Genomic DNA, 21,779 nt, shown 5'->3' with positions numbered 1-21,779 from the left:
TTTCATTGCTTTCCTTGCATCCACAGCGCTAGAAGATTGGCAACTCACTTTTCAGAGACCGCCGCCGGCATGCCCCTCCACTGGACCATCGACTCCCGCGTGAAGCTCCTCGCGGTGGTCGCCGACGGGATCATCCAGCTCGCCGACCTCGAGCGGCTGCTGGACATGGTCGTCGGTTCGGACATCCTCGGTTACCGCAAGCTGTTCGACGGCACCGGGGGCAAATCGCAGATGAATGCGGAGGAACACCTGACGGTCGGCGTCCGCCTGCGGACGCTGCATCAGCAGGCCGGCGACGCGCTCGGTCCGCTCGCCGTCGTCGTGCGCGACGAGAACTACTGGCAGGTCGCGCGGGTGCTGGGGATCCTGGCCGTCCCCAAACGGCCGATGCGCGTGTTCAAGCACGCAGCGAAGGCCCGCACCTGGCTCGACTCGCCGGCCATCATGGCTCGCATGTAGGGCTGACGCCGTCCGGCGGCTGATCATAGAAATCGACCTGCATCCGCATCCGGCCGAGCGGCTCGACATGATGCGGCTGCCGCGGCTGGATCAGGGCGGGGCGGTCCGGCCTCAGGATCGTACCCTCGGCGTCGCTGCCGTCGTCGAGGACCAGCCGGACCTCGCCCTCGAGCACGCGGATCACGCCCCATACGCCCGCCTTGGTTCGATGCTCCCGCCGCAGCGCCGCGGGCAGCGTCGTCTCGTCGAACTCCGGCGTGGATCTGTAGGGGGTGGCATGTCGTGCCTAGGCGGCGAGCCTTATGTCATCCGCATGCTCGGGATAGGGCGCGGCCGGCGTGGTGACCGGGCGGCCGGCCAGCTCGCTGGCGAAGGCGTGGTTGACGTCGCGGTGGTGGGCCTCGTCGGCGCGCACCACCAGCACCACGTCGCGGAGCGTGGCGTCGTCGGGCAGCTTCCAGTAGTGCCGCGCGATGGCGGGCGCGGCGACGTTGGGCGTGCGGCCCTCGTCCAGCTCGGCCAGGAAGTGGGTGTAGCTGATCACCGCCTCCTCCTCGAAATAGCCGACGACGCGGTGCGCCGTGCGCGCGCTCACCAGATAGAGCGCGAAGAAGGCGAGATAGAACACCCACTGCACGCCCAGCACCACCAGGCGCTCGAACAGCGTGGGCTTGGCCACCTCGATGAAGGTCATGAGGTGCATGCGCTCGTTCTCGGCCTCTTCCATGAGCGTGCGGATCCAGCCTTTGTCGTCGCACATGTTCCGCAGGCAGCGCAGATGGGTGAGCGTGGCGCCGACCATGCCCGGCACCGCCGCGACCGTCTCCAGCACGATGGCGCGATGGCCGTAGCGCCTGGCGAAGAAGGTGTCGGCGCAGAAGCGCAGGGTCTTGGTGAAGCCGAGCGCCAGGCGATCGCTGACGCCGTGGGAGTCGTAATGCAGGCCGGGATCGACGGCGGGGATCTGTACGTTGACGGTCATGACACTTCTCTTTCTCAACCTATGCCCTGGAGTGCGCGGCTGCCGAGCGCCAGCTTGAAACTCTCCGCGATGCGCGCGGCCTTGGCCTGCAGCGAGCGCGCGGCGGCGGGCGGCATCTCCGCCTCGGTGGCCTCGCGCCACAGTACGAGCCAGCGGTTGAACATGGCGGGCGTGATGCGCGCGCGGTGCTTGAGATGGGCCGCCATCGGCGAGCCCTTGTAGCGGCCGCTGGTCAGCATCAGCGACGACCAGAAGGCGGCGAGCTTGTCGAGGTGCAGGGACCAGTCGTCGATCGCGTCGTTGAAGACCGGGCCGATCAGCGCGTCGGCGCGGACGGCGGCATAGAAGCGGTCGACGAGCCGGGCCAGGCTCTCCTCGTCGACGCCGTCGATCTCATCAAACGCCAGGCCGCTCATCGCCTCGCTCCAATCATGTATCTGGGATACATCTATGGCGAGAGGCTAAACATGTAAAGAAGATACATGTATTATGAATGCCCGTTCGCCACCGTGTCGCAGGGACCAACGACCAGATGCGCCTCACCCGTTACACCGACTACGCGCTGCGCGTGCTCACCTATCTCGGCGCCCAGCCCGACCGCGTCTGCTCGATCGCCGAGATCGCCCGCGGCTATGGTATCTCGCAGAACCACCTGATGAAGGTGGCGCACGACCTTGGGAAGGCGGGCTACATCGAGGGCGTGCGCGGCCGCGCCGGCGGCATCCGCCTCGCGAAGGCGCCCGACAAGATCAACGTCGGCGCCGTGGTGCGCCAGACGGAAGACGGCTTCGACCTGGTCGACTGCGACACCTGCGCCATCGCGCCGGCCTGCGAACTGACCCGCGTCCTCGACGAGGCGCTGGCCGCCTTCATGGCCGTGCTCGACCGCTACACGCTGGCCGACCTGCTGAAGCGGCAGACGAAGCTGCTGCGGCTGTTGGGGGTGGGGTAGGGCGAGGAGAAAGAGCGGCCCAGTCACCGCACCCAGAGTCCGCTGCGCCGCGGTGTCGGGAGCCAGCGGGCTACGATCGCATGAAGAGGAGATTCGAGACGGAGTCGGTCGAGACCATCGTGGCGAGGGCGACGAGCGCCGGGCCGAGAGCGAGCCATGGGAAGCGTGTCTTCCGCCACAGGTCCAAACCCAAGGCGGCGATGCACGGCGGCAGGATGCCGAAGTAGACAATCGTTGCCAGAAGCTCGGGCGCCCCGGACGCCGAAGCGATGAGGGCGAACAGCGCGATCGTCAACAAAGGCACCGCCGCGTGCCACATCAGGGCGATCCAGACGATGAAGAGCGCCGAGAGGATCCACGTCCCCCATCGCTGCATCTTCGGGTTCACGCTGACGGTGTCCATCGCGCGCGGGCCTCGTTCTCGATCAGCGGGACCGGACCGCCCAGAGCCACGCAAGGCAGCGACGTTTCAGCCTGCCGCAGCACGATCGGCGGATCGTCGAGCGACCCTTCGACCGCCGGCATCCATCTGGGAAGCCCGAGCTCTTCCTTGGTTCGCAGTCTGGCATGCCGTGGCTGGAGCATGATCGACGAGCTGGTGGCGCCGCTCCAGGTCGCGTTGACGTTGGACCGGGTACCCATGTAGCGCTCCGACGCTGCCTCGGTGGCGCCGGCGTTGCCGCCGGTATCGGCTGTGCCGGCGCTGCCGCTGTAGCCGGCCAGGACCAGGAACAACGCCACGAACGGCACTTTCATCGACATGCGAACCTCCACGGAAGAGCTGCGTGTCCTGCCAACAGGCGACCGCCGGCGACGGTGCATGGTTTTCCGCGGCCGCGGCGTTGGCAAGGCCGTTGGCGGCACGGCATCGCCTGTGTAGACAGCACGCGTCATGACGATCGGCGATCCCGGCTCCGGCCCCCATCCCGGCCGATGGCGGCTGGTGCGCTGGGCGGCCTCGTCGGCGACGCTGGGCTTCCCGCAGGCCGCCGCGCCGGTCGCCTTCGCGCTGCTGGCCGTCGGGCTGGGCGGTGACGCGAGCGGCGGCGCCGCCATGATCCTGGCCATGACGCTCGCCCAGGTGGCGGGCGCGCTGCCGTTGACGCGGCTCGGCCGGGCGCTGCCGATGGCCACTTTCCTGAAGCTGCTGCTGGCCGCCCGCACCGCCGCCCTGGTGGCGATCGCGCTGGGCGCGGCCTTCGGCCTGTCGCTGCCGGGACTGATCGCGCTCGCCGCCGCCGCCGGCCTGGTGAACGGCGCCGCCGCCGGCACCCTGCGCGCCGTCCTCAACCAGGTCGCGCCGGTCTCGGGGATGGCGCGGGCGCTGGGGATTGCGGCCACGCTCAACGAACTCACCTTCGTCGCCGCGCCGGTGGTGGCCTCCGGCCTCGGCTCGGTCTCGCCGGTGTTCGGCATCGTGGCGATGGCGGCCGTGGGCGCGCTGCCGGCGCTGCTGATCCCCAACCTCGGCCCGGCCTCCGCGCCCGAAGACACACCGCGCGACCGAACCGCGATCCTGAGCCCGCCGATCCTGCTGTGGCTCGCCTGCACGATGGCCGGCGGTGCGACCGTGGCCGCCGTCGAAATCGGCGCCGTCGCGCTGGCGCTGTCCTTCGGCTACGAGCCGGCGCTGGCGATCCTGTTCACGGTGCCGCTCTGCCTCGCCTCGGTGGCAGGCGGGATCTGGGTCAGCGTGCGCAACCGGCGGCCGTCGCGCCGGATCGTGTTGGCGCAGCTGATCGTCATGTGCGCCGGCTCGGCGCTGGTGGCGGCCGGCCTCTCGGTGGCCGCGACCCTGGTGGGCGCCGTGCTGGTCGGCCTCGTGCTGGCGCCGCTGGCGACCCACTACTCGCTGATCCTCGACACGCTGGCGCCGCCGCATCGCCGCCCCGAAGTCTTCGCCCTGATGCGCACCGCCAACGCCTGCGGCGTCATCCTCGCCAGCGCGCTCCTGACGGCCGCGTCGCTGCCGACCGCCCTGCTCGCGATCACGGGGGTGATGGCGGCGGCGACGGTGGCGGTGGCTGTGGCGGGGGTGAGGGGGCGCGATCGGTCGGCGGCGCGAGTGGGGGTGTCGGGGAAGTCAGGCGACGATTAGGCCGTTGGCGTCGCAGAAGGAGGTTAGTCCGAATTGCCGACTACATACTGCGCGGATCTGCTAATGCGACACACGCTCCGACCGTGATGTTGGCAGAACTTGAATCGGTTGACAGTTAATGGATATTTGCACGGTGAGCGGGACGAGACGAGGTCGTTGAGCATGAGCGCCGGTCTAGTACAGCCTGAAATCAAGAGATTCCTGGAATCTCCTGACCCGGAAATTCTTTGCGTAAAGGGAGCTTGGGGGGCCGGCAAAACCTATGCGTGGAATAAGTTTGCGAAAGAGATTGGGAAGACGTCGGTCACGCCATGGAAATTCTACTCTTACTGTTCCCTGTTCGGTGTGAACACTGTCGACGAGCTAAAGCAATCAATATTCGAGAACCTTGAGCCAATGGAGTCTTTCCTAGCATCAGCGCCAATTACCTTGCGGGAAAAGCAGAAAATCGTCTCGGCGCTCAACAAATCGGCTTTGAGTGGCGGTCAAAAGCTTCTTTCAGCTCTGTTGGAGCGGTTAGGCGGAAAGGCGGCGGGGGACCTTGTTCGTTACACGACATTTTGGCTGGTCCGCGATCAAGTGGTTGTAGTCGATGACGTTGAGCGCAAAGGAGACAAGCTTGCAATTGAAGAGGTGCTTGGGCTGCTGTCCTTTCTCAAAGAGCAGCGACGATGCAAGTGCGTTCTCATCCTAAACGCAGAAAAGCTAGGTGATGCGAAGACGGCATTCGATCGGTACTTGGAGAAAGTTGTCGATGTCTCGGTGCTGTTTGCGCCAACACCGAGCGAGTGCGCAGATATTATTTTCAGCCAAGAAAGCAAGATCGAGAAACGCCTTCATGAGCTTTGCACGCTGGTTAAACTGACAAATATTCGTGTCCTAATGCGGGTCAAAAAGGTCACCGAACGAATAGCGCCAGTCCTGAGGGAAAAGGACGAGCGCGTGGTCGATCAGGCGCTGCGGACTTTGGTTTTGCTTACTTGGATCCACTTCTGTCCAGATGACGCCCCAAGTCTTTCCTTCCTGTCGAAAAGATCCGAGAAGCGCATTGCAGTAATGGTGCGAAAAGAGGCGGTCGCTAGTACACCGCAGATCGAGGAATGGCATCAGCTCTTGGAGGAACTCGGCTCTAATGATCTGACAGAGTTCGATTTGAGCCTCCTGAAAGGTGTTCAGGATGGATATTTTGACGATGCTGTGATTGCTGCGCTGGCAGACAAGTTCGAAGAACAGCTAAGGGATAGTGACGCTCAACGGGCCTACCATTCAGCATGGGATATATTTCATGGAAGTTTTGATGATGATGGCGACGCCCTAGTTTCTGCGTTTGTCTCAAGTATCAAGGGTGCAGTGGACTTCGTCACGCCATCAAATTTCGACAGCAGCATCCGGCTCTTGAGAGGGTTGCGGTATGATGCGCAAGCCGATGAGCTAATTTCGTACTACGTTGACCATCATTCTGGTGGTGTCGAATTCTTTACGTTAACGCCCAGTCATCCGTTCGACGTAGTCAAGGATGAAAAGCTAAAGAAGGCGTTCGCTGACAAAGCGGCGTCGTTTTCCGCATCTTTGCGATCTCCCGCTGAGGTGCTGGATTCGATTGGCAGCTATAGGCGTGTTCCTGGAGACGATGAACGGCTCTTGCAGTTTGATCATACCGATCTGGTGCAAGGTTTTAAGGAGATTCGGCGGTCTGCTATGGTAGATGCAGTGAAGCAACTGCTTGCAAACGTCAGTGTCGCAAAGAATGGGCAGACGGTTGCAAGTAATACAAATACCGCGCTCGCGGCGATTGCGAGCGAAAGCCGCCTCAACGCGCTGCGAGTTGAGAATATTCTCTCTCGCTAATGTTAGCTCTCCTCAAAGTGGCAGGATCCTGCCGTTATCGACGACGGTGTGGGAGCCAGTGATCTCGCGGCGCAGTCGGGCGTGTAACGGTGCAGGCTGTGGCTTCGGACGTCGTTTGCTCACCCCGCCAGCCGGTAACTCGTACTCCTGCCACCCGCATCCTCGCGCTCCAGGATCCCCCGTGACACCAGATCGGTGATGTCGCGCAGCGCCGTGTCGGACGAGCATTTTTCGATCTTGGCCCATTTGCTCGATGTCAGCTTGCCGGTGAAACCGTCCAGCAACCGGTTGAGCATGTCGTGCTGGCGCGGGTTGAACGCGGCGTCGGCGTGTTTGCGCCAGAACGCGGCCTTTGCGAGGACCTTGGCGAGAACCCGGTCGGCGCCCTCGAAGGCGCGCTCGAGGCATTCGAGGAACCAGCGGATCCAGCCGGTGATGTCGAGCGAGCCTTTCTGCGTGGCTTCCAGCTGGTCGTAGTAGGCGTTCCGTTCCAGACGGATCTGGGCGGACATGCTGTAGAAGCGCTGCGGGCTCTGTTCGGAGCGCGCCAGCGCCATGTCGGCGACGGCGCGCGCGATGCGGCCGTTGCCGTCGTCGAACGGGTGGATGGTGACGAACCAGAGATGCGCGACGGCCGCCTTGATGACCGGGTCGCCGTCGTGGGGCGCGTCGAACCAGTCGAGGAAGGAGTGCATCTCGGCGTCGAGGCGCGGCGCTGCCGGCGCCTCGTAGTGGACGCGCTCGCGGCCGATGGGACCCGAGACGACCTGCATCGGGCCGCTGCCGTCGCCACGCCACCGGCCGACATCGATCCGGCTGATGCCACTGTATCCGGTCGGGAAGAGAGAGGCATGCCAGCCGAACAGGCGCGCGGCGGTCAGCGGCGCGTCGAAATTCTGCGTGGCGTCGAGCATCATTTCGACGACGCCCTCGACATGCCGGTCGGTGGGGGCGAGCGCCCCGATGTCGAGGCCGAGGCGTCGCGCGATCGAGGACCGGACCTGATCCTTGTCGAGCACCTCGCCTTCGATCTCGCTCGACTTGAGGACGTCCTCGGTCAGTGTGTGCAGCACGGCCTCTTCCCGGAGCCGGAAGCCAAGCCCCAGCATCTGGCCGATGAGGCGGCCCTGGCGATGGCGGACACGCGCCAGCAGCGTGGCGAGTTCATCCTGCCGCCAGGTGAAGCGGGGCCAGTCCGGGTGCTGGTGAATGTACTCGGCCATAATCTCCGCTTTCTATGCGGCGATTATGGCCTCTGTTCGCCGCAAGGGCAATTTTCGCCGCGCAATCTGCGGAGAATAAGCTGCCTATTCACCGCATGTCGGCGGCCTCGGCCCTCGCCCTGCGTTCGAAGTCGCACACACTGCGCAATTGTTGCCCCTCGCGGGATGCGCCATAGGAAGGCGTGGCGGGAGCAGGGTGCAGCGGGGCAAATGAACGGCGGCGAGATTTTCGGCTACATCGCGTCCGTCCTGGTCTTCGCCACCTTCTACATGCGCACCATGCTGCCGCTGCGCATCGTGGCGGTCGCCAGCAACCTGGCCTTCATCACCTACGCCGCGATCGACGGGCTGACGCCGATCCTGATGCTGCACTCGGCGCTGCTGCCGCTGAACCTGCTGCGGCTCATGCAGATCCGCGAGCTGGGCGCGCAGGTCGAGCGCGCCTCCAGCCACGAATTCTCGGCGGCGGCGATCCTGCCGTTCATGAGGAAGCGGGTGGTGCGGGCCAACGAGGTGCTGTTCTCGTCGGGCGACCTCGCGGAGGAGCTGTTCTACGTGCTGGAAGGCGAGGTCTTCCTGCCCGAGGTCCAGCAGACGATCGGGCCCGGCGCCTTCTTCGGCGAGATCGCGCTGTTCTCCGCCTCGGGCCGGCGCACCGCGACCGCCATCGCGCGCACCAACGGCATCGTCATGGCCTTGAGCAAGAAGGCGGTGCTGGCGGCCCTGCTGCAGAGCCCGCAGCTCGGCATCCACCTCCTGCGCATCATCACCGCCCGCATGCTGCAGAACGCCGGCCTGCGCGACGAGGCTATGGTGCCGGTCGAGGAGTCGCCCGCGGTGGTGGCGGCATCGGGGCCGGGCGCGGCGCGCCGCCCGCTGGCGCAGCGCTTCGGGCGCAAGAGCCGGATCGCGCTCGTGGTCGGGCTCGGCCTCATCCCCATCTGCGTCGCGGTGTTCCAGCCGCTCTACATCATGCTCGATCGCGATGCCGCGGTGACCTCGTGGCTCAGCCTCGCCACCGCGCCGATCGGCGGCACGCTCGAAGGCTTCGACACGCGCATCGGCCAGCAGGTCGGCGCGCGGGGTGACGTCACCACCATCGTCAATCGCAGCGTCGACCGCAGCGGCGTGATCCGCGCCGAGGGCAACGAGCGCCGCGCCGAGGCCCGGCTGGTCCAGCTCCGGCTCTACCAGGAGAGGGTGACCCTGCTCGCCAAGGAATGGTCGGAGCGCCGGGCGCGCTATGCCGACGGCTTCCGGCGCGACCTCGACATCGATATCCAGGATCTCGACAAGCGGCTCGCGCTCCTGAAGGAGCGGGTGGTGCTGGCCGACGCCTCGGCGCAGCGCCGGCGCTCGCTGCGCGCGACCGGTACGGGGTCGCAGGCCGACGAGGACGTGGCCACCTCCCTCCATCGTGAGCTGCAGGTGTCGATGACCCAGATGGAGAATGCGCTGGCCCGCGTGCGCGAACGCCGCCGGCTGGCGGGCGAGGGCGTCTACCTGCAGGCCGATGCCAAGGAGCCGGAATGGTCGTGGCGCAGCCTCGACGAGATCAACCTCGAGGCGGCCCGCGCCAACCGCGCGCTGTCGGACGCGCAGGAAGAACTCAATACCGCGCGCGCCATCCTGGTCGACGAGCGCCGCAACCTCGAGGCGCTGTCGACCGCGAGCATCCGCATTCCGCCGTTCATGACCCTGTGGTCGGCGCCGGTGAGCGACGGCGCCACCGTGCGGCAGGGCGAGAAGCTGTTCTCGTGGATCGACTGCAAGGTGCTGCTGGTCGACGTGCCGGTGATCGAGACGCTGGCCGCGCTGCTGCAGGAAGGCATGCCGGCCACCGTGCTGCTGGAGGGCGATTCGCGCAGCCATGTCGGGACGGTCGTGCTGACCCGCGGCGCCTCCTTGCGCATCGGCGGCGACGATCTGGCGAGCCTCAGCCGCGGCCACAAGAGCTGGAGCGCCCAGGCCCTCGTCGAGATCAAGGACACGACCGGTCTTCCCGAATGCCCGCTCGGCCGCCGCGCCTTCGTCGGCTTCCCCGAAATCCGCCTCGTCCAGTACCTGCGCGCCTACCTGCCGGGTTGGTAGTTCATTGCCTTCCCCTCGTCTTACGAGGGCGATGGCGTCATGACCCCCTCCGCCCCTACGGGGCACCTCCCCCGAGACGGGGAGGACGACGGTTCTGATTCAGTGCGAGGCTCAGTACTTCGTGTCGCCGCCGCCGCTGGCGGCGCCGCGCGCCGAGTCCTCCTTGATGCGCTGCTCGAGCATGGTCGAGGAGCTGGTGGCGCCGCTCCAGGTCGCGTTGACGTTGGACCGCGTGCCCATGTAGCGCTCCGACGCCGCCCCGGTGGCGCCGGCGTTGCCACCTGTATTGCCGGTGCCGGCGCTGCCGCTGCAGCCGGCCAGGACCAGGAACAACGCCATGAGCGGCAGTTTCATCGACATGCGAACCTCCACGGAAAAGCTGCGGGGCCTGCCAACAGGCGACGGCCGGCGACGTTGCATGGTTCCCGCCGGGCGGGGCGTTGGCAAGGCCGTTGACGCCGCCGTCTGTATTCAGACAGGCCGACCTTCATGCGCACCAGCGCAAGCGGCGTGAGGGACCTTTCGCCATTGTCGTGTGGCCGCCATGACACGCTCGCCGGCGATCGACGGCGTGCGCTGCCCGTCGACGGAACGCGTGCGGACCGCGCGCCGTTCGCCCGCCAGGACCCAGCAACGTTTCCGGATCGCCGCCATGGACGATAGTTCCCGCCAGCTTCTCTTCGCGACCTTCGCCTATCTCGTGTTCATCGGCGGCCTCATCGCCACGCTGGGCGTCGCCTTCGGCGCCTGATCCGTCGGCGCCGACCGCGCGGGCAGGGTTCCGATCACGCCCGCACGGAACGCCATGCGCAGGACACTCAGAGCGGGGGAGCAGCTCGCGGCGCTTGCCAGCGCCAGCATTCGCGCGTCCAATGAAGCCGGTAGTCCAACCCCGGAGGGGCGCATGGCCATGCAGGACTTCATCCGCCGGAAGAATATCGAGAACCTGACGAAGCAGCTGGCGAGCGGCCGGCTCGACGCGGCGCAGCGCGCCTATGCCGCGAAGCGACTGGCCGAGGAACTTGCCAATGAGAGGGCCGACGAGCTCACGAGCGCGCGGGTGCCCGCGCCCGTGCCCGACAACGTTTGCTGCTGAACGAGCCCTGATCTCGGATCGACATCAGCCGCGCCGGCGGTCGATCTCGGCGCGGGCGTAGCGGCGCGCCATCTCCTCGGCCACTGCCGAGGGCACGCAGACCTTGTTCACGGGGTTGAGCACCGTGCCCAGCGACTTGGCGATCACCAGGGCGACGGGGATGCCGACGATCGAGAAGCACAGCGCGAAGACCTGGATCGCGTTCAGGATCACGAACACCACGCCGAACGGCAGGTAGACCAGCATCACCAGGGTCGAGTAGGCGCGCCACAGAGGGTTCTGCGGCATGTCGAGGTCCGATTTGCTCACCATCTCGTTGCCGAACGGCGCCAGCAGGAACTTGCCGAACTCCATCAGTCCGAGCCCCAGAGGCGCGGTCACGACCAGCAGGGTGAGCAGCAGGCCGAGCAGCCAGTAGAAGGCCGCGGTGAGGAAGCCCAGGAACGGGATGTGCCAGAGTATGTTGCCCAAGGTCCTCAACGTCGCTCTCCTCCTGCCGCTGCCCGCGGCGCGGCGCCACCATGCGCCGTCCGCCGGGCTCGTGGCAATCGCTGCCCGGCCGTGGATGCTGCAACGCGCAGCTCGCGTCGACGAGACGGGTCGCGCCAGTGAATGCGATCACGGGCCGGACATCGGGCGGTGGTGCGAGCCATGCACCTCTTCCGCCAGGATCTTTCTCATCATCGAAGCGAGATCGCGCCGACGATAGGGCTTGGCCAGCAGGTGGGACGTCGAGGCGATGTTGCCCTTGTTCACCAGCGCGTCGCCCAGATAGCCCGACGCGAACACTATTCTCAGGTCGGGCTGGATCAGGCGCGCCTGCTCGGCCAGTTCGCCGCCGTCCATGCCGGGCATGATGACGTCGGTGAAGAGCACGTCGATGGTGCGGTCGCAGGACAACAAGTCGAGCGCTTCGTCGCCGCTCGCCGCGGCCAGCACCTCGAAGCCCAGATCCTCCAGTTGGTGCTTCGCCGTCACGCGGACGGTGTCGTCGTCATCGACCAGCAGGACCTTGCCCGTCTTTCGCCGCTCGAACACGGCAGGCGGTGCAGCGGCGGCTCGCGCGGCCTCGAGCGATTGCATCATCAGGCCGAAGGCCACGAGATTCTGCTTCGAATCGTGCAGCGGGATCACGACTTCGCGCAACGCGAGTCCGGTGCCGTTGCTGTGGACGCGTTCACAGATCGCCTCGTGCCGGCCGTTCCGTCGCGCAATCTCGAGAGACGGCGGCGCCCCGGCCGGGTCGAGCGTCTCGGCCGGAACGATCCGAGAGAAGGGCTGGCCCACTGCCTCGGTTTCCAGGTAGCCCAGGAGCCCCTGCGCGCCGGCATTCCAGCTCAGCACCTTGCCGTCGGTGTCGAGGACGACCAGCGCGCAATCCGGCAGGCGGTCGACCAGGAGTTGTTTCAGGTGGGCATGAAGCTGGGTATCCAATGCGTCGCTCCGACAAGTCGAGGAAAGCAGGGGGCGGTGACGGCCCTTGCGCCTCTTTTACGACGGGCGGGAGACGGTGGTTTGCAGCGGCTATGGGGTTTCACCCGGTTGTGACCCGCAGGTGATCCCCCGCTGACGCAAGCGTGACGACGGCGAGGGCACGGAGGGTCATAGGCTGGCCCGGACCTGCAGGTCTCGCGACGGGTCGGCCGCCGGCGGCTTCCGGGTGAAGCCGAGATAGTGGGCCTCTTCGCTTCCCACCCATCTCATCTGTGCCGGCCCCGTCAGGTGCAGGAACACCATGATCGATCCGTAGGGTGTCCCGCGGGCCATCGCGTTCTGCGCGATCAGCTCGTTGCAGGCGACCGAGCGCGTCCGGTCGCCGGCCGTATGGCAGGTGTGCAGGCCGAGCCGGCCGTCGCCCTCGATCGTGCGGTGTCCGCCCGACAGGAACAGGACCTGCGCGCAGGCCGAAGCGCAGGTTGCGCCCGGCTGTACGACCGTCGCGACCTTCTCCCGGTCCATGACGTCGACCATGGCGAAGGCCTCGACGATGGCACCGCCGGGACTGTCGAGCGCCAGCACCTTGAAGCCTGCAGGGTCGCGATCGGCTGAGCGCAGCGCCACCCTCAGCCGCTGCGCATCGCCGTCGGCCACCGCTCCTTCGGCCAGCACGATCCGAAGCCCGTCGGCCCGCGTCACCGTCGAGAAGGTCATGGCCTCCGCGCGCGGCACGACCACGGCACCCAGCAGCGAGACGGTGAGCCAGGCTGCGAGCAGGAGGTCAGAGCCACGCATGGCCGGCCCCGGCGTAATCGCGGGACGGCGGGACGGGCGCGCGCGACCAGGAGCTTTGCTCCAGATCGGGCACGTCTTCGGCGAGGACCCGGCTCATCACGCGGGCGAGGTCGCGCCGTCGATAGGGTTTCACCAGCACGTCGGTGCCGGGGGCGAGATTGCCCTTCTCCCGCAACGCGTGCGGGAAGTAGCCGGAGGCAAAGACCAGCTTGAGGTCGGGCCGGATCGCCTGCGCCTTTTCGGCGAGTTCGCGGCCGCCCATGCCGGGCATGATCACGTCGGCGAAGAGCAGGTCGATGCTTTCGTCGCGGGTGAGGATGTCGAGCGCCTCGGCGCCGCTGGCAGCCTCGAACACCTCGTAGCCGAGGTCGTCCAGCATGTTCGACGTAACGGCGCGAACGATGTCCTCGTCATCGACGACCAGCACCCGGGCTTTCCGGCGGGACGGGTTCGGCGCGGCATGCGCCGCCCTCGTGCTGGTGCTCGCGCTCGGGCCGTGTGCGGCGAGCGACTGCATCATGAGGCCGAAGGCCACCAGATTGTGCTGCGGATCGCGCAGCGGGATCACGACCTCGCGCAATGCCAGGCCGGTGCCGTCGCTGCGCGTGCGCTGGCAGATCTCCTCGTGGCGGCCATGCCGCCGGGCCTTGGCCAGGGCCGGCGGTGCGCCGGCCGGGTCGAGGGTTTCAGAAGGGACGATGCGGGCAAAGGGTTGACCGACGGCGTCGGCCTCCTCGTAGCCCAGCAGTCCTTTAGCGCCTTCGTTCCAGCTCAACACCTTCCCCTCGGTGTCGAGGAGGACGAGCCCGCAATCGGGCAGGCTGTCCATCATGAGCTGCTTCAGATGTTCGAACCCGATACTGAACATGTACCACCCCCCGGGTTGAAGAGCAGAGCTGCTGAACAGCCCCGCAACCATCGCTACGTCCAAGCGCTACTATCGGTTTCCTCTTAGTGTCTTCCCTCACCGAATAGTGACCATCTCGTGACGGGCGCGCAACGACCGCTTGAGAAATTTCATCGCGATGAAGCCCGTCGGTGGCGCGTGCGTTGCGCGGCGATGAAAAACAATCAGATCAACGACGTTACGAACATGCGCGAGGAGATGCGCGAGCGGATCATCGGCGGTGCCGGCTTCTTTGCCGCGCTCGACCAGAGCGGCGGCTCGACGCCCAAGGCGTTGGCCCAATACGGCATTGCCGCGGATGCATTTGCGAATGAGACGCAGATGTTCGCGCTGATGCACGAAATGCGCGTGCGGATCATGACCGCGCCCTCGTTCACCGGCGAGCGCGTGTTGGGCGCCATCCTCTTCGAGCGCACGATGCACGGTGCGGTGGATGGCGTGCCGGTGCCTTCATTTCTGTGGGGCCGCGGCGTCGTTCCCTTCCTCAAGGTGGACGAGGGGCTGCAGCCGGAGAAGGACGGCGTCAGCCTGATGAAGGAGATGTCCGGTCTTGGGCCGCGCCTCGCGGCGGCGTCGCGGCTCGGCGTCTTCGGCACCAAGATGCGCTCGACGATCCGGCAGGCGTCGCGCAACGGCATCGCGGCAGCGGTCGACCAGCAGTTCGAGATCGCGGCGCGGATCGCGCGCCACGGGCTGATGCCGATCGTCGAGCCCGAGGTGCTGATCGACAGTCCCGACAAGCAGGCCGCCGAAACGATGCTTCGCGCGGAACTGCGGCGTCGCCTCGACGATCTTCCGGAAGACGAGCAGGTCATCCTCAAGCTGACCCTGCCCAGCGATCCCGACCTGTACGTTGAGCTGCTGGAGCACCGGGGTGTCGCGCGGCTGCTCGCTTTGTCGGGCGGCTATTCGCGGGACGAGGCCTGCCGCCGTCTCGCCGCGACGCCGGGCATGATCGCGAGTTTCTCGCGCGCCTTGACCGAGGGGCTGAAGGTCACGATGAGCGATCCCGAATTCGACGCCGCCCTTGAGCGTTCGATCGCGGCGATCCACAAAGCGTCGGTCAAGATGTAATGGGCGAGGGAAGCGGGGCATGGCGGCAGTCAGGGCGGGAGCGAAAGCGCGAACGGTTGCCCGGGGATCTTCCGGCGGCAAGCCGGTGCCGTGGGAGCGACTCACGCGCTGGCATCCCGCCTGCCATCTCGTGACCGGCGAGCACGGGCCCGACCGGGTCGAACGGCGGAAGCTGCTGGCGCGCCTCATCGTGGCGCTGCGGATGAAAGGGGATTGGGCGATCCGCGTCGCACGCGACCGAGGGCGCCTGCTGGTGCAGGCGGCCTTCGAGGAGGAGAACGACGCCCTGCGCCTAACCGAAGTGCTGGGCGCGAAGCCGGTCCGCCGCTACGTGGGCTGGGCCTCCCAGCAGGAATTCGAGTTTTCACCCGAGGTCGCCGAGCGCGTGCGCAAGGCGCTCATGCTGACCTAGCGATGCTTCCCTCGAGCAGCGCCGCCCGCTCGTCGAGTTCCCCCGCATAGTCGAGCAGCCGGTCGCGATCCTCGATCGTCGACATCTCCCAGGCCAGCCGACGCGCCTTCGCGGCGCGTTCGCGTGCACCCGAGGCGGTGAGGAGGGGAGGTGCGACGAGGCGGCTGAGCGCGGGTGCGGGCTCGGCCGGCGCCTCGAACTGGGAGCCGAGCCAGTTCCGTGCCGCGTCCATCGAATCGAACAACTGCGCCGTTCGGTCGGCGGCAGGCATCTCCATGAAGAGACGGGCGCCCTCGATGCCCCGCGGCGTCGTCGCCACGATCGCCACCGGCCCGCGCGGTCCGCGGCTGCCCATCGCGCGCACGTGACCCTTCAGGAGCCCGATGTGATGATCCGCCAGGTCGAGCCAGGCCTCGCGTCCGTCGAAGATCTTCGCGTAGCCGATGGTCTTCTCGAAGACGAGCCGCGCGAAGTAGCCGGTGATGTCGGGGAGCTGCAACGCGCCCTGCGCGCGGGCGACGACCCGTCGCCGGTCGTGATCGATTTCGAGGTCGACGTGCATGCGAGAGGGCGGATCCGACGGTGCGATCGAATAGTGTCGCGGACTATTCCATCGGTTCGCCCGCCGGACAATCCTTCGCCGGCCGGGCGTTTCGCAGCTTACTGCGGCGTGAGCCGGACCGCCTTGAGGTAGCGGGTGTTGTAGTAGTCGGCGTCGAGCGAGGTCACCATGACCGGCGAGCCGCGATGCGTGGCGTGCACGAACTGGCCGTTGCCGCTGTAGATGCCGACATGGGTGATGGTGCCGCGATAGCCGAACATCACGAGGTCGCCCTTCTGCAGGTCGCCGCGCGCCACCGGCGTGGCCTCGCGCACCATGTCGTGCGGCATGCGCGGGATCTGCTGCCCGAAGACCGCGCCGTAGAGATAGTAGACGAAGCCGCTGCAGTCGAAGCCGGTCTTGGGCGAGGTGCCGCCGTAGCGATAGGGCGTGCCGAGATAGTTCATCGCGCGCGACACCAGGCGGTCGCCCCATTCGCTGTTGCCGGGGCTGGTGGTCGCCGGGGCGGCGGGGCCGGTCGAGAAGGCGGCCGGGGTCACCGTCGCGGCGGCTGCGCCGGCGGCAGCGGCGGGCGCCGCGGCATTGAAGCCGGAGAAGGCGCCGTTCTGCTGCTGCCACTTGGCGTTCAGCTCGTCCGCCATCCGGTCGCTCGGATCGGTCGGGGCCGCCTTCACGGTCTTGGCGGCGGGCTTGAGCTTGGACTTTGCCGGAACCTTGGCCTGGGCCATCGCGGGGGAAGCGACACCGGTCGTTCCGATCAGGGCCGCGGCGGCCAGCATCGCCACCGACCAGGCGGTGGCCCGGGAGAGGAGGCGGGAGCGAGAGGGGATCAGGTGACCGGCTTTCAACGCCATTATCTTTTCTCCGTGTGGAACCAAAGGTGGCGGCCTGCGGCCTCGGGGATAATGGCCGACCGGGGGCGGTACGTCCAACAAATGTTGTAATTTTGCCACAGTAAAAATTGAGGCCTAAGCCATTGTTTTGTAAAGATTAATGGTCATTCCGCGCGGCCTGTGAATAGTCTGGGGGCCTGCGGATTGCGGCATTCGGGCTATCGTGGCGTGGCCCGCGCCGGCGGTGCTAACCTTCGCCCATGTGCGGCAAGTTCACGGCCCAGGCCTCGTGGCGCGAGGTCGTCGCCTTCTCCCGCTCGCTGACGGAAAGTGCCGGCGGCGAGGCCGGGGAGAGCGGCGGAAGCGAGGGCGGCGAGGACGCCATCGTCACCTACCGCGTCGGCGCCGCGGTGCCGGTGATCGTGTGGGACGCCGAGGCCCGGGCTCGCCGCGTCGTGCCGATGCGCTGGGGCTTTCCCGATCCGAAGGACTGGCGCCGGCCGCGGCCGATCCATGCGCGGTCGGAGTCGATCGACGCCAAGGAGCCGTTCCGCACCCCCTTCCACGCCGGCCAGCGCGGCATCGTGGTCTTCCGTACCTTCAACGAGGGCGAGGAGGTGGTGAAGCCGTCGGGCCGCAGCGAGACGCGGCAATGGACGATCGATCCGCAGGACGGGCAGCCGCGCGGTTTCGCCTTTGTGTGGCGGCGCTACGCGATCGAGGGCCAGCCGGCTCCGCTGCTCTTCTGCGTGATGGCGACCGTGCCGGCGAACGATCTCATCCGGCGAACCATCAAACACGGCGAGGAGGATCCGCGCATGCCCGCGATCCTCGACGACGAGGCCTGGCACACCTGGCTGGGCGAGGACGGCGCGTCGCCCCCGTCGGCCAAGACGCTCCTCAAGACGATGGAAGGCGTCGACTGGACCTCCGCGCTCGAGCCGAAGAAGCCGCGTACGCCGCGGCCTCGATAGTCGGCTACGGACGCAGGCCCGTCGCCTCGGCCATTTTCGCGGGCGTGCTCAACTGCAGCGTGGACGCCTCCAGCTCCGTGGCGAGCGCCGACCGTTCGGCCTTCAATTCTTCGAGACGGCGCCCCAGGAAACGCCGGCGGCGGCGGATCAGGCTCACCGCGGCTTCGTCGGCACCGGTTTCCAACTTAGCCTTCAGGGCGAGGCTCTCGTCCTGGAAGCGGGCGATCTCGTCCTTCACTTCGACGAGGCGGTCGGCGCAGTAGTGACGCGAGTGCGCGAGACGTTGCGTCCGTTCGTCGGTCATCCTTGTTCCTCCCATGTGTCTGTCGACGCTGCATCATAGGTCGGAATTCTTAGGTTTAGACAAGCCTCGAAACGTCGAGCGTGCTGCAAGGAGAGCAACAATTCGTGTGAAGGCGCGGCGAAGGACACGCAACTATGTATTGTCGATCACCATTTCGATCAGCTTCGCGATCTTGTCGCGCGTGAGGTCGCCGGAGTTCGACATGAAGGGCTCGGCATCGGGGCGGTAGACGTAGGCCACGCCCTTGGCGGTGCCGCCGTCGCCGGTGCGCGTCACGACGACGTTGCCCAGCGCGGTAGAGATGCTGGTGGTGCCGCCATCGCCGATGATGAACGACACGCCGACCGCGCGGTGATCCTGCATGTCGATCTGGTGGGAGTAGGCGAACTGGTCGGGCCCGAGACACTCCTGCAGCTCCGCGAGGAACGGCAGGACGTTGTTTTCCATGGCGGTCTTGCAGTACTCGACATCCGCGCTTCGCTTGTCGATGAATTCGGAGGCAAGACCCGACTGACGATTCCGCTCGCTGGCCGCCGCGCCCATCTTGGCCTGAAATTTTTCCGCGAGTTCCCTGGCATCCATCGATCGTTCCCTCCGCATGCTGGCGGACCCGGAGATCGAGACCACGGGGGACAATGCACATGTTGTTTCCCGGATCCTGATCCGACGCGATAAGGCGGCGTGCCGGTGAGCGGGAGCGGGAGACCTCCGACCGGCGTGTGCCCCGCCGGTCGGGTCCCGTTGGTCAGCGCGTGCCTTGGGCTTCGGCCGACCCGCCCTTCACGCCCAAACGTCAGAGTTGCGGAAAGACGCGCGGCCAGCTCATGGGCGGGGGCGAGACCGCGTAGGGCAGCTCCTCGTCCGTCAGGCGCGGGGCGGCCATGACGGACGCCAGCGCTTCGAGCAGGCGCGGCCTGGAGAAGGGTTTGTCGAGGACCGGCGCGCCGGCGTGCCGGGCGGGCAGCGGGTTGGTGCCGTCGGCCAGGAACAGCACCGGGACGCTTGCATCGGCCAGCCGGTCCGCCAGGACGAAGGCCAGCCGGCCGGCATCGGCATCGACGATGGCGCCGTCGATCCTGCTGCGGGCCAGCAATCCCTCGACGGCCGGCAGGCTGGTGGCCGGCCCGACGACGCGATAGCCGGCCTCGCGCAGGGTGCGTTGCAGGTCGAGCGCCACCACCGCCTGGTCTTCGACGACGAGGATGCGCCCACGGGGCGTGTCGGCCGCGAGGTGAGGCGGCGGAGCCGCCTGGGTGTGCGAGTGAACGGGCTTCCAATGGGTGTTCGTGGAAGCAGCTGAACCAGTCATGCCTGTCCTCCTGTTGAACGAAACGATGGAAGGAGCGGACGCTACTGTCGGGAGATCGAAGCGCGCGGTTCGACCTTTTCTACGGCGATCACGCGCGGCTTCTTCTCCTCCGGCACCTCGCGGCGCAGGTCGACGGTGAGAAGACCGTTGGCCAGGCGTGCGCCCACGACCCGGACATGGTCGGCAAGCTGGAAGGTGCGCTCGAAGTCGCGCGAGGCGATGCCGCGATAGAGATACTCGCGCTTGTCGTCGCCGCCGGCCGACTTGCCGGCGATCAGCAGCTCGTTCTCCTTCTGCACGACGTTGAGCTCGGCCTCGGTGAAGCCCGCCACCGCCATGACGATCCGGTAGGAATCGTCGCCGGTCTTCTCGATGTCGTAGGGCGGGTATCCGTTGGCCCCGGAGCGACTGGCGACCGAGTCGAGCAGGTCGAAGACCCGGTCGAAGCCGACGGTGCCGCGATAGAATGGGGCGAAATCGATGGTGTTGCGCATGAAGCATCCTCCGTTGAGCGATGGTTGCGACCCGGCCCCCGGAAGGCGGCCGATTCTGCGAGACCGGTTCCCAGGAACCGGCAACGGATCGATCTAGAATTCCCGTTTTTGGCTTCAAGGGGCGTCCGAAAAAAATCGCGAAGCCCTGGAACCCCGGAAGGATCTCTCGAGGAACCACGGTTGGGGGCACCTTTACGACCGGCGGGCGTTCAGGACCCATGTCCGATCAGTCACCACCCGCCGTCGTCGCGGCCGATGTCGAGAAACTCCGCCGCCATGTCCGCATCCTGGTCGAGCTGGGGCGGCTCGCGGGCCACGACTCGACACCAGAGCGCTTTCTCGACCATGCGGTCGTCCAGGTCGGGCGGGCCGTCGAGATTCACCACGTCAAGGTGCTGCGTTACCGTCCGACGACCGCCGATCTGTTGATGGTGGCCGGGACCGGATGGAAGGAAGGCCTGGTCCGTTCGGCGACCTTCTCGTCCGATCTGCGCTCGCCGCCGGGCCGCGCCTACCGGACGGCCGAGCCGGTCTGCATAGCCGATTTCGCGAAAACACCGGACTTCGTCGTTTCCGAAGTGCTGAAGGAGCATGGCATCGTCTCCCTGGCGAACGTGCCGATTCTCACCGAAGGGGCCGCGTGGGGCGTGCTCGAAGTCGACAGCACGACGCTGCGCGATTTCACCACCGACACGGTGGAGTTCATGATCGCTGCGGCGGCGATCATCGCATCCACCGTCCGCAACCATACCACGGCCCGCGGCGAGGCGGCGGCGCTGGCCGAGGCCGCGGCGGAGGCGCAGCGGCGGGAGGTGCTGCTGCGCGAGCTTCAGCACCGGGTGAAGAACAACTTCCAGCTCATCCTGGCGTCCATCAGCCTGCAGAAGCGGCGCTTCAAGGAGGGCGAGGGGCTGCGTGCCCTCGATCACATCGCCAACCGCATCAACGCCATTTCGCTGGCGCACGACCAGCTGGCGCCGCGCCAGGATGCCCAGGCGGTCGACGTCGCGGGCTATCTGCGCGCCCTGTGCGCCTCGATCGAGCAGCAGGTGGAAAACGTCGCGATCGAGATCGAGGCCGACGAGATCGAACTCTCGATCGAGCGCGCCGTACCGCTTGGACTGATCCTCAACGAGGCGGCGACCAACAGTGCCAAGCATGCCTTCGCCGAGAAGGGCGGCCGCATCGTGGTCAGGCTCCAGGCGGGCATCGGCTTCGGCGAGGGCCGGCTGACCATCGCCGACGACGGCCGTGGGTTCGAACACCGGCCGTCCAGCGGCTCCGGTCTCAAGCTCATCGACTCGCTGGCCCGGCAGATCGGCGGCCAGGTGCTGACGGAGAGTTCGAAGAAAGGTACGTCGACGGCGGTCACGTTTCCGATCATCAGTTGACCGCGGGAACAGGGGTGCGGCGTTTAGGCCGCCTGCTCCGTCTGTACGGGAACTAACACTGCGTGCCAGTCGTTCTCCTGCCTCGTTCGAGAAGCCAAAGGAGTCCGGGGCATCTCCGGATCGCGGCTTGGGGGGTGAGCGTGAAAAAGACATCGGTGCTTGTGCTGATCGCCGAGGATCAAACGGAAATCGGCGAGGTGTTGAAGGATTCGTTCGAGGATGGCGGCTACGAGGTGCTGCTGGCCGCGACCGCAAAAGAGGCCCTGGCCGCGCTCGACGAACATGGCGAGGAGGTGCGCGCCCTCGTCACCGACATCAAGCTCGGATCCAGTACCACCGGCTGGGATGTGGCGCGGCACGCGCGCGAGCTGAAGCCCGAGATGCCGGTGGTCTACATGACCGGCTCCGAGAGCAACGACTGGCCCTCACTCGGCGTGCCCAACAGCATCCTGGTTCCCAAGCCCTTCGCTGCGTCGCAGGTCATCACCGCGGTCTCGCAGCTCCTGAACGCGAGCAACACGCCGGGAGGGTGAGGCGC

Annotated in this window: 28 protein-coding genes and 1 pseudogene; 12 read left to right on the top strand and 17 right to left on the bottom strand. The window is 66.7% G+C overall.

Features of this window, described 5'->3' with window-relative positions:
• Positions 1-69: 69 nt before the first annotated feature.
• Positions 70-459: a hypothetical protein gene (locus tag ACO07I_RS08770; protein ID WP_422016354.1), complete on the top strand. Its 390-nt coding sequence runs from the start codon at positions 70-72 to the stop codon at positions 457-459.
• Here ACO07I_RS08770 and ACO07I_RS08765 read toward each other — a convergent pair.
• The 3 genes and pseudogenes from ACO07I_RS08765 to ACO07I_RS08755 form a co-directional block, all read right to left on the bottom strand.
• Positions 443-712, bottom strand: a pseudogene (locus ACO07I_RS08765) (DUF1971 domain-containing protein); the annotation flags it as partial. The gene ACO07I_RS08770 and the pseudogene ACO07I_RS08765 sit on opposite strands and share 17 nt — an antisense overlap.
• Before the next feature lie 33 nt (positions 713-745).
• Entirely contained in the window at positions 746-1,441 is a 696-nt protein-coding gene (locus ACO07I_RS08760) for an alternative oxidase (RefSeq protein ID WP_422016352.1), read from the bottom strand.
• Positions 1,442-1,455: 14 nt separating this feature from the next.
• Positions 1,456-1,857, bottom strand: a complete 402-nt coding sequence (locus ACO07I_RS08755; protein WP_422016350.1) for a group III truncated hemoglobin — start codon at positions 1,855-1,857, stop codon at positions 1,456-1,458.
• Positions 1,858-1,973: 116 nt separating this feature from the next.
• On the opposite strand from ACO07I_RS08755, the gene ACO07I_RS08750 reads away from it, so the two are divergent.
• Complete coding sequence (locus ACO07I_RS08750; RefSeq protein ID WP_422018201.1) at positions 1,974-2,393, top strand: Rrf2 family transcriptional regulator; 420 nt, start codon at positions 1,974-1,976, stop codon at positions 2,391-2,393.
• Positions 2,394-2,463: 70 nt separating this feature from the next.
• Here the strand turns inward: ACO07I_RS08750 and ACO07I_RS08745 are convergent, their stop codons facing one another.
• Together ACO07I_RS08745 and ACO07I_RS08740 are read right to left on the bottom strand one after the other, a co-directional pair.
• Entirely contained in the window at positions 2,464-2,796 is a 333-nt protein-coding gene (locus ACO07I_RS08745; RefSeq protein ID WP_422016348.1) for a hypothetical protein, read from the bottom strand.
• Positions 2,778-3,155: a hypothetical protein gene (locus ACO07I_RS08740; RefSeq protein WP_422016346.1), complete on the bottom strand. Its 378-nt coding sequence runs from the start codon at positions 3,153-3,155 to the stop codon at positions 2,778-2,780. Before ACO07I_RS08740 ends, ACO07I_RS08745 begins: the two co-directional genes overlap by 19 nt.
• 130 nt (positions 3,156-3,285) lie before the next feature.
• Between ACO07I_RS08740 and ACO07I_RS08735 the strand changes: the two genes are divergently transcribed.
• The gene (locus ACO07I_RS08735) at positions 3,286-4,491 is read left to right on the top strand and encodes an MFS transporter (RefSeq protein WP_422016344.1); all 1,206 of its coding nucleotides are present in this window, start codon (positions 3,286-3,288) and stop codon (positions 4,489-4,491) included.
• Positions 4,492-4,653: 162 nt separating this feature from the next.
• Positions 4,654-6,339 (top strand): P-loop NTPase fold protein, encoded by a 1,686-nt coding sequence (locus ACO07I_RS08730; RefSeq protein ID WP_422016342.1) that lies wholly within the window; start codon positions 4,654-4,656, stop codon positions 6,337-6,339.
• Between the two features lie 119 nt (positions 6,340-6,458).
• On the opposite strand, the gene ACO07I_RS08725 is transcribed toward ACO07I_RS08730, so the two are convergent.
• Entirely contained in the window at positions 6,459-7,562 is a 1,104-nt protein-coding gene (locus ACO07I_RS08725; RefSeq protein ID WP_422016340.1) for a Fic family protein, read from the bottom strand.
• Between the two features lie 210 nt (positions 7,563-7,772).
• Here ACO07I_RS08725 and ACO07I_RS08720 point away from each other — a divergent pair, with 210 nt between their 5' ends.
• Complete coding sequence (locus ACO07I_RS08720) at positions 7,773-9,653, top strand: cyclic nucleotide-binding domain-containing protein (RefSeq protein WP_422016338.1); 1,881 nt, start codon at positions 7,773-7,775, stop codon at positions 9,651-9,653.
• A gap of 111 nt (positions 9,654-9,764) precedes the next feature.
• Here ACO07I_RS08720 and ACO07I_RS08715 read toward each other — a convergent pair whose 3' ends face one another.
• Entirely contained in the window at positions 9,765-10,013 is a 249-nt protein-coding gene (locus ACO07I_RS08715; RefSeq protein WP_422016336.1) for a hypothetical protein, read from the bottom strand.
• 184 nt (positions 10,014-10,197) lie between these two features.
• Between ACO07I_RS08715 and ACO07I_RS08710 the strand changes: the two genes are divergently transcribed.
• Positions 10,198-10,404 carry a hypothetical protein gene (locus ACO07I_RS08710; protein WP_422016334.1) on the top strand — a complete coding sequence of 69 codons (207 nt, stop codon included), beginning with the start codon at positions 10,198-10,200 and terminating at the stop codon, positions 10,402-10,404.
• Positions 10,405-10,557: 153 nt separating this feature from the next.
• On the top strand, positions 10,558-10,749 hold the full coding sequence (locus tag ACO07I_RS08705) for a hypothetical protein (RefSeq protein ID WP_422016332.1): 192 nt from the start codon (positions 10,558-10,560) through the stop codon (positions 10,747-10,749).
• Between the two features lie 24 nt (positions 10,750-10,773).
• On the opposite strand, the gene ACO07I_RS08700 is transcribed toward ACO07I_RS08705, so the two are convergent.
• From ACO07I_RS08700 to ACO07I_RS08685, 4 genes are all read right to left on the bottom strand, one after another.
• Positions 10,774-11,229, bottom strand: a complete 456-nt coding sequence (locus ACO07I_RS08700; RefSeq protein ID WP_422016330.1) for a YccF domain-containing protein — start codon at positions 11,227-11,229, stop codon at positions 10,774-10,776.
• 138 nt (positions 11,230-11,367) lie between these two features.
• The gene (locus tag ACO07I_RS08695) at positions 11,368-12,183 is read right to left on the bottom strand and encodes a response regulator (protein WP_422016328.1); all 816 of its coding nucleotides are present in this window, start codon (positions 12,181-12,183) and stop codon (positions 11,368-11,370) included.
• Positions 12,184-12,351: 168 nt separating this feature from the next.
• The gene (locus tag ACO07I_RS08690; RefSeq protein WP_422016326.1) at positions 12,352-12,981 is read right to left on the bottom strand and encodes a hypothetical protein; all 630 of its coding nucleotides are present in this window, start codon (positions 12,979-12,981) and stop codon (positions 12,352-12,354) included.
• On the bottom strand, positions 12,968-13,813 hold the full coding sequence (locus ACO07I_RS08685; RefSeq protein ID WP_422016324.1) for a response regulator: 846 nt from the start codon (positions 13,811-13,813) through the stop codon (positions 12,968-12,970). The genes ACO07I_RS08690 and ACO07I_RS08685 overlap by 14 nt, the downstream gene beginning before the upstream one ends.
• A 228-nt stretch (positions 13,814-14,041) precedes the next feature.
• Between ACO07I_RS08685 and ACO07I_RS08680 the strand changes: the two genes are divergently transcribed.
• On the top strand, positions 14,042-14,962 hold the full coding sequence (locus ACO07I_RS08680) for a fructose bisphosphate aldolase (RefSeq protein ID WP_422016322.1): 921 nt from the start codon (positions 14,042-14,044) through the stop codon (positions 14,960-14,962).
• A gap of 19 nt (positions 14,963-14,981) precedes the next feature.
• A complete protein-coding gene (locus ACO07I_RS08675) occupies positions 14,982-15,374 on the top strand; it encodes a hypothetical protein (RefSeq protein ID WP_422016320.1) in 393 nt (130 codons plus the stop codon).
• On the opposite strand, the gene ACO07I_RS08670 is transcribed toward ACO07I_RS08675, so the two are convergent.
• Both ACO07I_RS08670 and ACO07I_RS08665 read right to left on the bottom strand, forming a co-directional pair.
• Complete coding sequence (locus tag ACO07I_RS08670; RefSeq protein ID WP_422016318.1) at positions 15,361-15,936, bottom strand: hypothetical protein; 576 nt, start codon at positions 15,934-15,936, stop codon at positions 15,361-15,363. The genes ACO07I_RS08675 and ACO07I_RS08670 overlap by 14 nt on opposite strands.
• A 98-nt stretch (positions 15,937-16,034) precedes the next feature.
• A complete protein-coding gene (locus ACO07I_RS08665; RefSeq protein ID WP_422016316.1) occupies positions 16,035-16,790 on the bottom strand; it encodes a C40 family peptidase in 756 nt (251 codons plus the stop codon).
• A 239-nt stretch (positions 16,791-17,029) separates the two neighbouring features.
• Here ACO07I_RS08665 and ACO07I_RS08660 point away from each other — a divergent pair, with 239 nt between their 5' ends.
• The gene (locus tag ACO07I_RS08660) at positions 17,030-17,743 is read left to right on the top strand and encodes an SOS response-associated peptidase family protein (protein WP_422016314.1); all 714 of its coding nucleotides are present in this window, start codon (positions 17,030-17,032) and stop codon (positions 17,741-17,743) included.
• A 4-nt stretch (positions 17,744-17,747) separates the two neighbouring features.
• On the opposite strand, the gene ACO07I_RS08655 is transcribed toward ACO07I_RS08660, so the two are convergent.
• From ACO07I_RS08655 to ACO07I_RS08640, 4 genes are all read right to left on the bottom strand, one after another.
• Entirely contained in the window at positions 17,748-18,047 is a 300-nt protein-coding gene (locus tag ACO07I_RS08655) for a hypothetical protein (RefSeq protein ID WP_422016312.1), read from the bottom strand.
• 132 nt (positions 18,048-18,179) lie between these two features.
• Positions 18,180-18,629: a hypothetical protein gene (locus tag ACO07I_RS08650; protein ID WP_422016310.1), complete on the bottom strand. Its 450-nt coding sequence runs from the start codon at positions 18,627-18,629 to the stop codon at positions 18,180-18,182.
• Positions 18,630-18,840: 211 nt separating this feature from the next.
• On the bottom strand, positions 18,841-19,356 hold the full coding sequence (locus ACO07I_RS08645; protein ID WP_422016308.1) for a hypothetical protein: 516 nt from the start codon (positions 19,354-19,356) through the stop codon (positions 18,841-18,843).
• A 41-nt stretch (positions 19,357-19,397) separates the two neighbouring features.
• Positions 19,398-19,850 carry an Hsp20 family protein gene (locus tag ACO07I_RS08640; RefSeq protein ID WP_422016306.1) on the bottom strand — a complete coding sequence of 151 codons (453 nt, stop codon included), beginning with the start codon at positions 19,848-19,850 and terminating at the stop codon, positions 19,398-19,400.
• A gap of 218 nt (positions 19,851-20,068) precedes the next feature.
• On the opposite strand from ACO07I_RS08640, the gene ACO07I_RS08635 reads away from it, so the two are divergent.
• Positions 20,069-21,241, top strand: a complete 1,173-nt coding sequence (locus ACO07I_RS08635) for a histidine kinase dimerization/phosphoacceptor domain -containing protein (RefSeq protein WP_422016304.1) — start codon at positions 20,069-20,071, stop codon at positions 21,239-21,241.
• A gap of 140 nt (positions 21,242-21,381) precedes the next feature.
• Positions 21,382-21,774 (top strand): response regulator, encoded by a 393-nt coding sequence (locus ACO07I_RS08630; RefSeq protein WP_422016302.1) that lies wholly within the window; start codon positions 21,382-21,384, stop codon positions 21,772-21,774.
• The last annotated feature ends 5 nt before the right edge of the window (positions 21,775-21,779 follow it).

The sequence above is a fragment of the Reyranella sp. genome (assembly GCF_965227665.1).
Classification (GTDB): Bacteria; Pseudomonadota; Alphaproteobacteria; order Reyranellales; family Reyranellaceae; genus Reyranella.
This window is presented reverse-complemented; position numbering and strand designations above follow the sequence as displayed.